The 13421-nt window shown below is 68.2% G+C and carries 13 protein-coding genes and 1 pseudogene; 5 read left to right on the top strand and 9 right to left on the bottom strand.

The window, feature by feature from the left end; all coding sequences use genetic code 11:
* Positions 1-203 precede the first annotated feature (203 nt).
* A complete protein-coding gene (locus tag ACQ86G_RS03600; protein WP_431259361.1) occupies positions 204-1148 on the top strand; it encodes a hypothetical protein in 945 nt (314 codons plus the stop codon).
* 200 nt (positions 1149-1348) lie between these two features.
* Here ACQ86G_RS03600 and ACQ86G_RS03595 read toward each other — a convergent pair whose 3' ends face one another.
* Together ACQ86G_RS03595 and ACQ86G_RS03590 are read right to left on the bottom strand one after the other, a co-directional pair.
* Positions 1349-2302 carry an FxDxF family PEP-CTERM protein gene (locus ACQ86G_RS03595; protein ID WP_431259360.1) on the bottom strand — a complete coding sequence of 318 codons (954 nt, stop codon included), beginning with the start codon at positions 2300-2302 and terminating at the stop codon, positions 1349-1351.
* 547 nt (positions 2303-2849) lie between these two features.
* Positions 2850-3167 carry a toxin-antitoxin system YwqK family antitoxin gene (locus ACQ86G_RS03590; RefSeq protein WP_431259359.1) on the bottom strand — a complete coding sequence of 106 codons (318 nt, stop codon included), beginning with the start codon at positions 3165-3167 and terminating at the stop codon, positions 2850-2852.
* Between the two features lie 109 nt (positions 3168-3276).
* Between ACQ86G_RS03590 and ACQ86G_RS03585 the strand changes: the two genes are divergently transcribed.
* Together ACQ86G_RS03585 and ACQ86G_RS03580 are read left to right on the top strand one after the other, a co-directional pair.
* Positions 3277-3717, top strand: coding sequence for a hypothetical protein (locus ACQ86G_RS03585; RefSeq protein WP_431259358.1), 441 nt, complete (start codon positions 3277-3279; stop codon positions 3715-3717).
* 94 nt (positions 3718-3811) lie between these two features.
* Positions 3812-4164 (top strand): annotated as a pseudogene (locus tag ACQ86G_RS03580) (DUF1428 domain-containing protein).
* A gap of 24 nt (positions 4165-4188) precedes the next feature.
* On the opposite strand, the gene ACQ86G_RS03575 reads toward ACQ86G_RS03580, so the two are convergent.
* The 6 genes from ACQ86G_RS03575 to ACQ86G_RS03550 form a co-directional block, all read right to left on the bottom strand.
* Positions 4189-5454: a DEAD/DEAH box helicase gene (locus ACQ86G_RS03575; RefSeq protein ID WP_431259357.1), complete on the bottom strand. Its 1266-nt coding sequence runs from the start codon at positions 5452-5454 to the stop codon at positions 4189-4191.
* Entirely contained in the window at positions 5451-6791 is a 1341-nt protein-coding gene (gene dbpA, locus ACQ86G_RS03570) for an ATP-dependent RNA helicase DbpA (RefSeq protein WP_431261325.1), read from the bottom strand. The genes ACQ86G_RS03575 and dbpA overlap by 4 nt, the downstream gene beginning before the upstream one ends.
* A gap of 104 nt (positions 6792-6895) precedes the next feature.
* Entirely contained in the window at positions 6896-7807 is a 912-nt protein-coding gene (locus ACQ86G_RS03565) for an extracellular catalytic domain type 1 short-chain-length polyhydroxyalkanoate depolymerase (RefSeq protein WP_431259356.1), read from the bottom strand.
* A gap of 149 nt (positions 7808-7956) precedes the next feature.
* Positions 7957-9168 (bottom strand): chitosanase, encoded by a 1212-nt coding sequence (locus ACQ86G_RS03560; RefSeq protein ID WP_431259355.1) that lies wholly within the window; start codon positions 9166-9168, stop codon positions 7957-7959.
* Between the two features lie 10 nt (positions 9169-9178).
* On the bottom strand, positions 9179-10144 hold the full coding sequence (locus ACQ86G_RS03555; RefSeq protein WP_431259354.1) for a hypothetical protein: 966 nt from the start codon (positions 10142-10144) through the stop codon (positions 9179-9181).
* A gap of 112 nt (positions 10145-10256) precedes the next feature.
* Positions 10257-10652, bottom strand: a complete 396-nt coding sequence (locus tag ACQ86G_RS03550) for a GFA family protein (RefSeq protein WP_431259353.1) — start codon at positions 10650-10652, stop codon at positions 10257-10259.
* A 170-nt stretch (positions 10653-10822) separates the two neighbouring features.
* Here ACQ86G_RS03550 and ACQ86G_RS03545 point away from each other — a divergent pair, with 170 nt between their 5' ends.
* Complete coding sequence (locus tag ACQ86G_RS03545; protein ID WP_431259352.1) at positions 10823-11968, top strand: type I restriction enzyme HsdR N-terminal domain-containing protein; 1146 nt, start codon at positions 10823-10825, stop codon at positions 11966-11968.
* Here the strand turns inward: ACQ86G_RS03545 and ACQ86G_RS03540 are convergent.
* The gene (locus tag ACQ86G_RS03540) at positions 11937-12344 is read right to left on the bottom strand and encodes an SRPBCC family protein (RefSeq protein WP_431259351.1); all 408 of its coding nucleotides are present in this window, start codon (positions 12342-12344) and stop codon (positions 11937-11939) included. The two genes, ACQ86G_RS03545 and ACQ86G_RS03540, sit on opposite strands and share 32 nt — an antisense overlap.
* Positions 12345-12496: 152 nt before the next feature.
* Between ACQ86G_RS03540 and ACQ86G_RS03535 the strand changes: the two genes are divergently transcribed.
* Entirely contained in the window at positions 12497-13420 is a 924-nt protein-coding gene (locus ACQ86G_RS03535; protein WP_431259350.1) for a LysR substrate-binding domain-containing protein, read from the top strand.
* Position 13421: the final 1 nt, after the last annotated feature.

The raw sequence follows: 13421 nt of genomic DNA, 5'->3' as shown, positions 1-13421 counted from the left end.
CCCAACGGCGGACCGGGCGCCACCCCCGGCGCCGATGCCTGGTCGTCGGCCGTCGACAAGTCTTCGTCGACAGACGGTGTGCGGCCGCCGGGTGCTTCCACCGACAACGCCGCCGGCGGCCTGCGGGAACGGCGTCCCCCACGGCGGCGGGCTCGCGCAGCGCGGTCGCGCCGCGTGGTGCCACGCTGCCGGGCATCAAGTCGATGATGCCGGCCGCGGCATCGCCGGAACTCCATCCGGCCGCCCTGCGCGGCTCGCAGCTGCCGACCTTCGAGTCGAAGACCGCCGGCCAGCCCGAGCAGCGCCTGAAGGCCAACGATGCGCTGCGCGACAAGCTCGACGCCGGCATGTTCCCGTACCAGCGCATCGCCAAGGGCAACTACCAGCCGAGCGATGCGCTCTCGTCCGCCGTGGCCGACAAGGTCTGGAGCGCGGAGGATCGTGCCAGCCGGCCGGGGCAGAAGGGCCTGCTGCCGTCGAACCAGGTCGAGCGGCCGACCGGCACGCTCGTCGACAACAAGAGCGGACTCGTCGTGTCCGTGCTGGTGAACCACAAGGACAAGGACATCGCCGCGGTGTTCGGCGGCACGACCTCGGGCCGCGTGGCCGGATCGCCGTTGCGGCTCGCGCTGGGCAATGCCGAGATGGCGGTGCCGCAATGGACCGCCAATGCGCGGACCGCGCTCGGCCTGCAGACGAAGAGCCACGACCAGGCGCAGCGCGTCGTCGGGGCGCTCAAGGAGCTGCAGCAGACGCCGCAGTTCAGCAGCCTGTCCGGCTACTCGGTTTCGACCATGGGGCACTCGAAAGGCGGCGGGGAGGCGGCGTCCTCGGGCATCGCCAACTACTCGATGGCCGCGCCGGTGACGGTCACCGGCCTGTCGTCGGCGCCGCTCAACGATTCGCAGCTGCGCAAGTACGCCAAGCTCGGCATCGACGTGGCCGACGCGGAGCAGCACATCAACGTCTATTCGGTGAAGCTGGATGTGGTGCCCAACCTCGGCCACCTGATGCGCGGCGTGGGCGCGACCGTCGTCGGGACGGAGCACTTCTTCTCCGGCGGGCTGGCCGATCCGCTGACGCGTCACGTGAAGAGCGACCAGCTCATCCGCGCGCAGCTGGCGCGGCAGGACGCCGCGATCGGATGATCAGCGCCCGAGGGACGCGCTGATCATCATATTTATCATTTAATGAATCCGCCCGGGCCTCCCTGCGCGGAGAATCGAAACGCCAAAAAAATGGCCCAGCCACTCTCGTGGTCGGGCGCAATCGACTGTCGTCGACCCCGCTCAGGGAGGAAAAGCGGGGACGTGGACACCGCCAAGAAGCGGCATCAACGTGATACGAATTATGCATTTTTATCACTTCGAGTAAAGCAGGGAAATGCATCAAGGCGGTGTCGGTCAAACACCGACAGGCGCCGGGTGCGCGTGCGTGCCGTCAAGCGCATGAAGGCAGCAGCGCCCAGACCCGCGATCGCCAATGCGCCGGTGCCTGGCTCGGGCACGTCGTTGCCGGGCCCGTTCGGGTCCACCGGCGACAAGGCGAGGGTGCCCGCATACGTGGCGATGGCGTCGCTGTTGATGCCGGAGGCGATGATCGAATAGGCGCCCGGGGTGAGCAGCGGGGTGGCGAGTGTCCAGATCTCGAAGGGGTCGCGGGTGAACTCCGCCGCCATCAGGTCGCCGAAGGGACCGCGCAGCAGGACGCTGGTGAAATCTATGTCCTGGCTGCCGCCGACTGCGGAGGCCAGCATCAGTTTCACGGCCTGCGGCTGGACGATCGAGAACGTGAAGACATTCGAGAAAGCGCCGGCGTTGGGCGTGCTGACGAACCCGGCGCTGCCGGCGCTGAGGTCCAGCGGAGCGCCGTTGCCCGACGGGGACGCGCTGCCGCTGCCCGCCAGCGCGATGGTGCCGACGAAGGCCGCCGGGGCGGCGCTGTTGGTGCCGCTGGCCGTGAGCGTGTAGCTGCCGGGGGCCAGGACGGCGTTGCTGATGACGTGACCGGTGAAGGGGTCGGGGGTGAACGCGGTGGCGTTGATCGGACCCGAGGGACCGTTCAGCACGATGCTGGAGAAGTCGATGCGATGGTCGCCGTTGACCACCGACGCCAGCAGGATGTTGACCGTGGTCGGCGAGACCAGCGAGAAGGTGTAGGACTCGGAGAAGCCGCCCGCGCCGGGCGTGCCGATGAATCCCCCGGTGCCGGAGGACAGATCGACGGGATCGGCGGCGGCCGGTGTGCCGACGAGCCCGAGGACAGCGGCGGCGGCAAGGGCGATGGCGGGAAGAGCACTCATGACGGGATCTCCTGGTTGCTCTTCGTTGAACGAGATCTCGGGCCGGAACGGGACACGGCGGTGGGGATGCCGAGTCGGTCGTAGGAGGGACACGGGGCGCCTTGCCGGGTTGGGAATCTCTCGGGACGAGCGGGCGGGATTCAATGGCTGTGGGAGTGGGCGCAGTCCCTCTCTGCGTGCCACTTGCGCCCTCAGTCTGTGAGCTGTCTATCTGGCCTGTCGTCCGATCCCTTGTTGGCCCTCCGCCATCGAACTGCGAGGGCGAAGCTGCGGTGTCGTAGACGCTGGGAGAACGGCTTCCGGCTGACTTCCTCCAGGGCCCTGGCCACCGCCTCATTGACCGGCGCGCCTTGCTCAATCCAGGACACTGCAAGGTCCGCCCAATGCTCGGTGGGCCATGTCAAGCCTGCCAGAAGTACATCCGCCGGCGTGACGAGCGTCGCGGCAAACCTCGCATAGGTCGTCACCGCTTGAGAGGCCTCGAATGCTTCATATGGGAGCTCGAGGAAGAGCACGAGTTGCCTCGGGTCCATGTCGACGCCGGGCATCAGCTTCCGTAGTCTGTACTCGGCTCTTCGCTTCCGTCGGGTGCCCAAAACCGCCAGAGTCCGACTTCACGACCCGCGCGATACTGGCCCTCGGAGGCACGCTGCCCGTTCGAATGGAAGTCGCGCCATACGCCGTCTTCCTCGCCATCGACATACCGTCCTTCTGATGCGATCGCGCCATCCTCGTGGTACGCAACGAAGAGACCATGGCGGATCCATCGAGTCTTGTCAGGCGCCATGACCCGCGAATAGCGGTATCGGATGCTGCCCGACTCGTGTGGAATCTCGGCGATGTCGAGGTGGGATTCGTTGGGCATGCTTGTTATCTTTGCAGGAATTGCAGTCGTTGGCCGATGAGCGCCCGGCCTCCGGGGAATTACACGGCTCCGAGCTTAGGCCTGTGCGCACCTCTTTGGAGTTCCCCCGATGCTGCCGGCCCCGTTCTCTCATCTTCAGCGATACAGCTTGCCGGCGACGGAGCAACGGCTGTCCGATGATCTGAGCTTGCCTTGGACGTCAGGTATGCAGGATTGGGCGATCGAAGTGGGGCACGCTGCACTGGTGCCCCGGTTGTTCGAGTTGCTCCGGCGCGGAGATCGTTCGGACCTCGAGCGTTCCTCCCTGATGACTCTGGCAGTGGCATGTGTCGCCGCGGCGTTGATCGATGGAGCAGGCCCCATGATCCTGGAGGACCTGCGGCACCTGTTGATCATCGAGCCGGCCCTTCGCGCCTCCACGATCTACTACTGGGCTGAGCCTGTCTTGGATGGCGAAGACATCGAGAGTTGGTTCGACATCTCGTCGTTCATGGCAGGCGTGTGGCGCGAGGTCCGCGACGGGCTTCCATCTGGGCCGCCATCCGCTTGATGAGGCCTGCTTTTCCCTATCCTGTCGATCTCGCCCATCGCCATTCGTCGTGTCACGTGCGGCCACGAGCCGCGCCCACAACCGGAGAACCGCAATGAACTACGTGGATGGATATGTGATCGCCGTGCCGACCGCCAAGCGCGAGGCCTATCGCCAGCTGGCGCAGGACGTCTCGGCGGTGTTCAAGGACCATGGCGCGCTCAGCGTCGTCGAGTGCTGGGGCGACGACGTGCCGGAGGGCAAGGTGACGTCGTTCCCGATGGCCGTGCAGCGCAAGCCGGACGAGACGGTGGTCTTCTCGTGGATCGTCTGGCCCTCGCGCCAGGTGCGCGACGAAGGGATGAAGAAGTCGATGGAAGACCCCGCATGGACCACGATCCGAAGAACATGCCCTTCGATGGTCAGCGCATGATCTTCGGCGGCTTCCAGGTCATCGTCGAGGCCTGAGCGCGCCTCCGGGCGGCGCACCCGTCATTTGCCGGACGCCGCGGCCGCGGCGGCGCGCAGCTTGTCCTTCTTGCTCGGCCGCCTGCCCTTGATGCCGCCGGTGGCGGCCTCCGGCGTGGCGACCTCGGTCGGCTCGAATCCCGCGATCCGCTCGCGTTCGACGCGGCGGCCCTGGCGCTTCTCGATCAGGCGGAAATGCGATTCCGTCGCCGCGCTGATGAAACTCACCGCCAGGCCGCTCGCGCCGGCGCGCGCCGTGCGGCCGATGCGGTGCGTGTAGTCGTCCGCGGCGCGCGGCAGGTCGTAGTTCACCACCACCGGCAGCCGCGCGATGTCGATGCCGCGCGCGCCCAGGTCGGTGGCGACCAGCACGCGGATCCGGCCGGCCTTGAAGTCGGCCAGCGTGCGCGTGCGCGCGCCCTGGCTCGCGTCGCCGTGGAAGGCCGCGGCCTCGAGGCCGTTGCGGCGCAGCTTGTCGGCCACGTGGTCGCAGGCATACCGCGTCGCGACGAAGACCAGCACGCGCGACCACTCGCCCTGCTCGATCATGTGGCGCAGCAGCGGCGTGCGCTTCGCCGCGTCGACCTCGACCGCGTGTTCCTCGATCTGGCCTTCGGTCGCCGGCTCGCCGGTGACCTCGATCCGCACCGGGTCGCTCAGCAGCTGGTCCGCCAGCGCCTGCACCGCCGCCGGGAAGGTGGCGGAGAACAGCAGGTTCTGCCGGCGCTTCGGCAGCAGCGCGAGCACCCGCGCCAGTTCGTCGGCGAAGCCGGCATCGAGCAGCCGGTCGGCCTCGTCCAGCACCAGGCACTCGACGTCGGCGAGCTTGAGCGCGTTCTTCTCGACGATGTCCAGCAGCCGGCCCGGCGTCGCGACGACGACGTCCGCACCGCCGCGCAGCGCCATCATCTGCGGGTTGATCGACACGCCGCCGTACAGCACCGAGACCTTCAACGGTTCGTCGAGGAACCGTCCGGCCTGGATCACCGTCTCGCCGACCTGGGCGGCGAGCTCGCGCGTGGGCACCAGCACCAGCGCCTGCGTCCGGCGCAGGGCGGGGCGCACGCGGGCGTCGATGCGATGCAGCATCGGGAAGACGAAGGCCGCCGTCTTGCCGGAGCCGGTCGCCGCGGAGCCCAGCAGGTCGCGGCCTTCGATGATCGGCGGCATCGCGGCCGCCTGGATCGGCGTCGGCACTTCGAAGCCGAGCTCGTCGGCCGCGCGCACGAGGCGCGGTGACAGACCCAGCGCGGCGAAGCTGTCCGGGACGGAGCGCTCGTCGGCGCTCACAGCAGACGCACCTTCACCGACTTGCCCTTGACCTTGCCGGCGTTGAGCTTGCGCAGCGCCTGGTCGGCGATGCCGCGCTCGACGGCGACGTAGGTCGAGAACTCGTTGACGTTGATCTTGCCGATCTGCGCCCCGTCGAAGCCGAGGTCCTTGGTCAGCGCGCCCAGCACGTCGCCCGGGCGGATCTTCTCCTTGCGGCCGCCGAGGATCTGCAGCGTGACCATCGGCGGATGCAGCGGCTCGGCGCCCGGCTCGGTGGTGAGCTCGGTCAGCGGGTGCCAGGGCGTGACGCTGCCCTGCATCTGGTCGATGCGGCCGACGCGGCCCATCTCGTCGAGGCTGGCGAGGCTGAAGGCCCAGCCTTCCTCGTCCGCGCGCCCGGTGCGTCCGACGCGGTGCACGTGCACTTCGGCGTCGGGCGTGATGTCGACGTTGATGACCGCCTCCAGCTGCGCGATGTCGAGTCCGCGCGCCGCCACGTCGGTCGCCACCAGCACGCTGCAGCTGCGGTTGGCGAATTGCACCAGCACCTGGTCACGGTCGCGCTGGTCGAGGTCGCCGTGCAGTTCCAGCGCGACGATGCCTGCGGCCTGCAGCACGGCGACGAGGTCGCGGCACTGCTGCTTGGTGTTGCAGAACGCCAGCGTGCTGGCCGGGCGGAAATGGTTGAGCAGCAGGCCGACGGCATGCAGGCGCTCGTTCTCCTTGACCTCGTAGAAGCGCTGGCGGATCTTGCCGGCCGCGTGCTTCTCCTTGAGCGTCACCTCCTGCGGTGCGCGCATGAAACGCGTCGCGATCGACTTCACGCCGTCCGGGTAGGTGGCCGAGAACAGCAGCGTCTGGCGCGTCTTCGGGCAGCTGGCGATCACCTGCGCGATGTCCTCGGCGAAGCCCATGTCCAGCATGCGGTCGGCTTCGTCCAGCACCAGCGTGTTCAGCGCCTCCAGCGTCAGCGTCTCGCGCTGCAGGTGGTCGAGGATGCGGCCCGGCGTGCCGACGACGATGTGCGCGCCATGGGACAGGCTCGCCAGCTGGTTGCGGATCGGCGCGCCGCCGCACAGCGTCAGGATCTTGATGTTGTCCTCGGCGCGGGCCAGTCGGCGGATCTCCTGCGTGACCTGTTCGGCGAGCTCGCGCGTCGGGCACAGGACCAGCGCCTGCACGGCGAAGCGGCGCGGATTCAGGTTGGTCAGCAGCGGCAGCGAGAACGCGGCGGTCTTGCCGCTGCCCGTCTTCGCCTGCGCGATCAGGTCCTTGCCGGCCAGCGCGAGCGGCAGGCTGGCGGCCTGGATCGGCGTCATCGAGAGGTAGCCCAGCTGCTGCAGGTTCGCCCGCATCGCGGGCGGCAGGGGCAGGGTGTCGAAGGAGGTGGCGCTAGGCGCCGCCGGCGGCTGCGAGGCAGCGGGGGCCGCGGCAGCGGCGCCGGTGGGATCGGTGCGGGTCATGCACGATTGTCGCCCAGCGGGTGTGCCATGAAGAAACACAGCATCTGGTCGCTGGCATCGGGGCCCAGCCAGTCGGTGTAGGAGCCGCTCTGGTCGCCGCCGGACCAGCCGTGTCCGCCGCCCTCGATCAGCCAGAGTTCGGCGTGCACGCGGCCCTTCGGGGTCACGTGCGTGCGGCGGGTGTAGGCCCGCGTGCCTTCGCGGCCGTTCTCGATGCGCTGGACACCGGCGACGCCGGACGTGGCGTCGGCATAGACCTGCTCGCCGTTGAGCGGGTGGACCGTCATGTCGCGCGTGCCGTGGAAGACGATGGTCGGCGTGGGGCGGTCGGCGTTGCCGGCCGTGCCGTCCGCGGGCAGCCGCGTGGGCTGTCCGCTGCGCATCATCGCCATCGCGCCGTTCGCATCCTCGACGGCGCCATGCGGCAGGCCGGAATGCACGCCGACGGCGGCGAAGAGTTCGGGATAGGCACGCCCGAGGATGACCGCCATCGCGCCGCCGGCCGACAGGCCCGCGATGTAGACGCGGCGCGCATCGACGCGGTGGGCGGCCATGATCTCGCGCGTCAGGCCGGCGATCAGCGCGGGTTCGCCGCGGCCGCGCTCCTGGTGATTCGTCTTGAACCAGTTCCAGCAGCCTTGCGGATTGGCCTGCGTCGACTGGGCCGGGTAGAGCACCAGCCAGCCGTTGCGATGCGCCATCTCGTTCATGCGGGTGCCGACGGCGAAGTCGTCGGGCGTCTGTCCGCAGCCATGCAGCATCACCAGCAGCGGACGGGGTTCGTCGCTGTCGCCCGGCGGGACGTAGAGCTGATAGTCGATGGAAGCGCGGCCTTGCACGGAAGTGCTGCGGAGGAACGGGTCTGCGAGCGTGCCGCCCTGTGTGTCGAGCGGGAGGTCGATGAGCATTCGAAGGCCGATGGCGCCGAGGACGCGTATGTCAGTGCATCGATTGAAGCACGGATCCCGGATCGGCTTCATGAATGTTTGCGAGACCCCTCTGCCCTCCGTCCCTTCGCCCCGTCGGATGCCTCTGACGCCTCTGACGCCTCCGACGCTCAGCCGAAGACCGGTTGCACCAGCGCCACAACCTGCGCCGGATCGGCGACGCCGCTGGCCGGCATGCCGCGGGCCGACTGGACCCGCGCCAGCGATTTCGAGGACTGGTCGCCGAACACGCCATCAGCCTTCACCGGCTCCCCGGCGTCGGAGAGCGCCAGCTGCAACAGGCGCACGTCGAGACCGCGCGTCAACGGCGAGGTGACCGCCACGGACCGCGAGCCGGGCGTCGGTCCGGCGTAGCAACCGGGTGGCGGCTCGGACAGCGTCGCGGTGGAGATCTCCAGCCCGCGCACGACCAGCGGCAGCGCAAGGCCCCAGCGGTCCTGGTCGATCAGGCGCTGGAAGGCGTCCATGCGATAGACGGTGGCCCGCAGATCGTCGCGCGAGCTATTGGCCAGCCAGTTCAGACGACGCTTGACGTAGGCCTGGATCCAGCCGCGTTCGCCCAGCTTCTGGAGGCTGCCGTCCTCCTCGGTCGTCTCGTCCCGCAGCCGGTCCCAGGATCCGTGCACGCGGCTGTCGTAGACGACCGCGAACGACAGCGGCAAGGTCAGGCCCAACCTGTGGGCCGCGTCGACGGCCGGCGTCCAGAAGCGGGTGTCGAAGAACACGTCCTGCGTCTCGCGCATGACCAGGTCGTCGCCGCAGGCGCGCAGCACGTTGGCGAAACGCGCGTCCGTGTCGAGGGAGAGATCCAGCGCGGCCGTGCGCGCCAGGTAGGGGGCGAGGCGTTTCGCGAACCGCGCGCCGGGGTTGGTCGCGTACAGGGCGAGCAGGTCGTGCAGCAGCCCGGATCCGAGCGTGGTCTGCGAGCGGCCGTAGGTCAGGTGTCCGCTGTCGCCGGGGATCAGCGTGACCTGGTCGTAGCGGCCGAGCACGGCGCTGGTCTCGAAGATGTTGACGATGGCCTTGGCCGTCTGGGCCTGCGTGGCGGTCAGCACCGGCGAGCCGGATGTCGCCGCGCCTGCACCGGTGTCCGGCGCTCCGCCCGCCGGAGGGGGCGCGTTGCCGCCGAGGCCGGCCGCCAGCAGGCCCATCGTGCCGAGGCCGAGGATGGCGTCGGTGTTGTCGGGATAGGTCGCCTCGAGCGTGAAGAGTTGGCCGCCCTGCGGCTTCACCGTGACCGTGGCGCCGCGCTGCTCGAATGCGGCCTTGACCCTCGGGACCGCGGACTCGGGAACGTCGGTGATGCGCTCAACGTGTGCCATCGGGGACTCCTCAGAGATTGAAGGCCTTGACCGCGAGCTTGCGCAGGTCGGCGTACTTCGGGTCGTTGATGAAGATCGGCGTGGAGATGCCGGTCACGCGGTGGTCGGCCATGAACGCCAACAGCCTCTGGTCGTTGTCGCGGTTCAAGACGCCACCCGGATTGACGAACGCATCCAGCTTCTCGGACGAGTCGTCCGGCGCGAAGGTCGCGGTGGTCACGGCGATCAGCGAGTTCGTGACCACGGGCGGTTGACCGGTTTCGGGGTTGCCGGGCTTGGCCTTGGGTTGCGTGCTCCGCACCGCGAGGTTGACTTCGGACTCGATGCTGGCGGGCACGCAGAGCAGCGCGTAGCCGCGCAGCGCGGTCATCGCGGCGGGGCGGTCCTGGTAGCCCATGCGGAGGTTGTCCCGATAGTGCGCCTGCTGGGCTTTCACCAGCGTGCGCACGGAGGACGGCTCCAGTTCATAGAGCAGGTTGCTGGCGACGTTGTCGATGGTCGAGCCCGCGAGACCGAAGAGGATGGCCACGATCGCGACCTCCTTGGCCGCCTTGCCCAGCGCCGCCTGGACGCCGGCGGTGGCGCCGCCGAGCAGCCCGGTCTGCGTCACGGCGGTCTTGCGGTCGCGGTCCAGCCGGTACAGCGCATGCAGGTAGGACTCGCAGCGCACGTCGGCGTAGTCCATGCCCGCGCGGATGACCATGTCCCAGCTCACGTCGGCGGCGACGGTGAACTTCAGGTCTTCCGCTCCGGTCGGCTTGACGATCTCGCTCGCGGCGGGCGGCTTTGCCGCCTTGACGAGCTGGACGATGAGCGCGTCCTGCGCCTCGCGGAAGGTGGTGGCGTCCGCGGCGGGCAGGTCCGATCCGGGGCCGTTGGCGGCCAGGCCGCTCCGGTCATACGCGGCACAACCGGGCAAGGCGCTCAGCACGACGAGGAGCCATGCGGTGGCGCGTGACTTCAATGCTGGAGTCATCACGATCCCCTTCCATCCCTGTACAGGCGTTGTGCCTGCTGCAAGGGTTGTAGGGCGGTCGTCGGCGGGTTTCATCCTCCATCTGGAGGAGGGCGGGCCGCGTGAGCCCTGTTCAAGGGTCCTCGGCGCGGCTTCCGGGATCGCGGTCCCGGTCATAACGCCGGCTGAACGGGAACGGCGGCAACCACGCCTCGCGGCGGATGGTCCAGAGCTCGTAGGTCGGCGTCAGCTGGTCGGGCGCGTCCAGCGCGCCGAGATGGACCTCGACCTCGTCGCCGGTGCGGGAGAACACGGACGATCCGCAGCGGGGACAGAAGTGACGGCCGCGGAACTCGCGGCTGTCGCCGTGGACAGTGACCGCATCCTGCGGAAAGATCGCGGACGCATGGAAGAGCGCGCCGTGATGCTTGCGGCAGTCGAGGCAGTGACAGAGGCCGACCCGGTAGGGACGGCCGGTCGCGACGAGGCGGAGGTCGCCGCACAGGCAGCCGCCGGTGAATCGGTCCATGGGAATGACTCCTTGCGCCCGGACTCGGGCCACTGAATTCAAGAGCGCTCAACGGTTACGCAAAAACTTGCCGTGGCACCCGCGCAACCCGTTCGATCTTCCCTGACTTCGAGGGGGCCTGGACGCTCCTAGACTGGTCGTCAATCCAGCGTCCTGGCGAGGTGATGACCTTGGCGAAACAGCAGTACCCCTTCGGACTCCACGCCGACATCCACAGCAATTTCTCCGGACACCCGTCGCGCCGTCGCGCAGCGGACAACGCGCGAAGCTACGTCGATGGATGGAAGGCGGCGCATGTCTATCCATTCAAGGAGGAACCGCGCAACCCTGTGGAGCTCGTCGAGCGGCAGGTGTTCGACATCGTGGCGGCGAATGTCGCCCGCTATCTGCCGGACTTCGACCACGCAAACGCAGCGAGCAAGGCCTTCCAGCTCCGCATGTTGCGACACGCCGTCGAGAAGAGCCCCGACGAGCTGCAACGCATCCTGTCCGAGGTGATCGGGCTGCCGAAGCACACGCAAGACGAGTTGGCGGGGCTGCTGCGCGATGTGTCCCTGTCCGCCATCATCAGCTCCGCTCGGGTCGTCGCGGATCGGCTGCTGTTCCTCAAGGGACTTGAGGCGATCCTGTTCGATGCCGAGCCTCGCAAGCGATTGAAAGAGCGCAGTCAACTCCATCGCCTGGTGGCTCATAACACGTGGCTGTTCGGCGATCAGTTCACGTTGTCCGTCGATGATCAATCGCTGACGGAGGTGTTGCGCAAGCACAAGAAACTTCTCGACGAGGACATCGTGATCGACACACCCGTCCGGCACGTCTCGCAGGAGCGAGGGATCGTGGACCTCATGCTGTCGAAGGCCTCGCGGCGCCACAGGGCTAACAGCCTGTCCCACCTGGTCGTTGAACTGAAGGCGCCCCGCGTGAAGCTGGATGCCGACGAGGTCTCCCAGATCGAGCGCTATGCCGCTTCCGTCATGGCCGATGAGCGCTTCCGCAACGTGGACGTGCAGTGGCAGTTCTGGGCGATCGGCGACGAACTCGGTACCTTCGCAAGGTTTCGCCTTGCCCGCGACGATGGCGAGATCATGCGGAACGACAACGTCTCGGTATTCCTGAAGACGTGGGCGCAGATGATCGATGAGAACCGGGCACGCCTTCAGTTCTTCCAGGAAAAACTCGCATACCAGGTCGACAAGGGGGCATCGCTGGATCACCTTCAAGCGAACTACGGTCGATACCTGGAAGGGGTCCTCGACGAACAGTGCCCGGAGGGCTCGTCACGTCTCAGCGCTTCTGTTTCTCCACCAACGCCTTGAGCGTCGTCAGATCACGCGCCACGTGCGCCGCGTCGCTCTCGAAGGCCTCGTCGGTCACGTCGGGCATGCGCAGCAGCACGAAGGCCACGACGCAGCCGTCGCCCGACGGCGTGACGCGCATCGCGTTGTGGAAGCGTTGGCCATCGGGCAGCGTCACGTCGTGGTCGAGCACGCGGAACGCATTGCGCGGCGCCAGCTCGACGCGGATCCGGCCCATCGGCGATTCGGCGAACCAGCCGTCGGCCTCCTGCTGGATGCCGGTGGCAAGCCCCGAGGCCCACAGCGGCAACCGATCCGGCGCGCAGGCGAAGTCATAGACCGCGTCGGCGTCGACCTCGATCGTCTCGGAGATCACGCGGGCGGGATGGGTGGTCATGGCAATCTCCTGTCGAGGGCGAGGTGGGACGGTGGCGGGGCGGACAACGGTCCATGGTTGCCCTTGGAAGGGAGCAAGGCAAGTGCCACCCCCACGCCCGGTGCAGTCAAGCCGCACAATGACTGTTTGGCATCTCCAAACAATCCGGCGACATGGATCGATTCGACGCGCTGCAGGCCTTTGCCCGGGTGGTGGAGGCGGGCAGTTTCACCAAGGCGGCGCAGACGCTGCACATGAGCAAGACCACCGTGACGCAGCTCGTACAGCAGCTGGAGGCACGGCTGCGCGTCAAGCTGCTGCATCGGACGACGCGGCAGGTCCGCGTGACGCCGGACGGTGCCGCGTACTACGAGCGTGTCGTGCGCGTGCTCGCCGAGCTCGATGACGCGGACACGGCGCTGTCGGATGCGACGAGCACGCCGCGCGGACGGCTTCGTGTCGACGTGCCCAGCCCGTTCGCGCGCATGGTGCTGATGCCGGCGCTGCCGGACTTCCATGCACGGCATCCGGAGATCCAGCTCGACATGGGCGTCAGCGACCGCATCGTCGACGTGATCGGCGACAACGTCGATGCGGTGCTGCGCGGCGGCGAGGTCACCGTGCCGTCGCTGATCGCGCGGCGGGTCGGCGATCTGCAGCTCGGCGTGTTCGCCTCGCCCGGCTATCTGGCGGCAGCGGGGACCCCTGCGCATCCGCGCGAGATCGAGGATCCTCATCACCGCATCGTCGGTTTCCTGCGCGCCAGCAAGGGCACGGTCATGTCCATCGAGATGCGCCGGGGCGACGAGGTCATCGAGGCGCGCGGGCGTTACGTCGTCGCGGCCGACGACGGCAACGCCTATCTGGCGGCCGGGCTCGCCGGCATGGGCGTGCTCTGGCTGCCGCGCTACATGGCCGACCCACACGCGGCGCGCGGCGAGCTGGTGCCGCTGTTCACCGACTGGGAGATGGACCCGATGCCGATGTACCTCGCGTATCCGCCCAACCGGCACGTCAGCGCGAAACTGCGTGTGTTCATGGACTGGATCGAGGAACTGATGGCCCGCCACGCGCCGATGGCGTCGCGGCGGGCGTGAG

The sequence above is a fragment of the Roseateles chitinivorans genome (genome assembly GCF_050632145.1).
In the GTDB taxonomy this organism is placed as follows: domain Bacteria; phylum Pseudomonadota; class Gammaproteobacteria; order Burkholderiales; family Burkholderiaceae_C; genus Roseateles; species Roseateles chitinivorans_B.
This window is presented reverse-complemented; position numbering and strand designations above follow the sequence as displayed.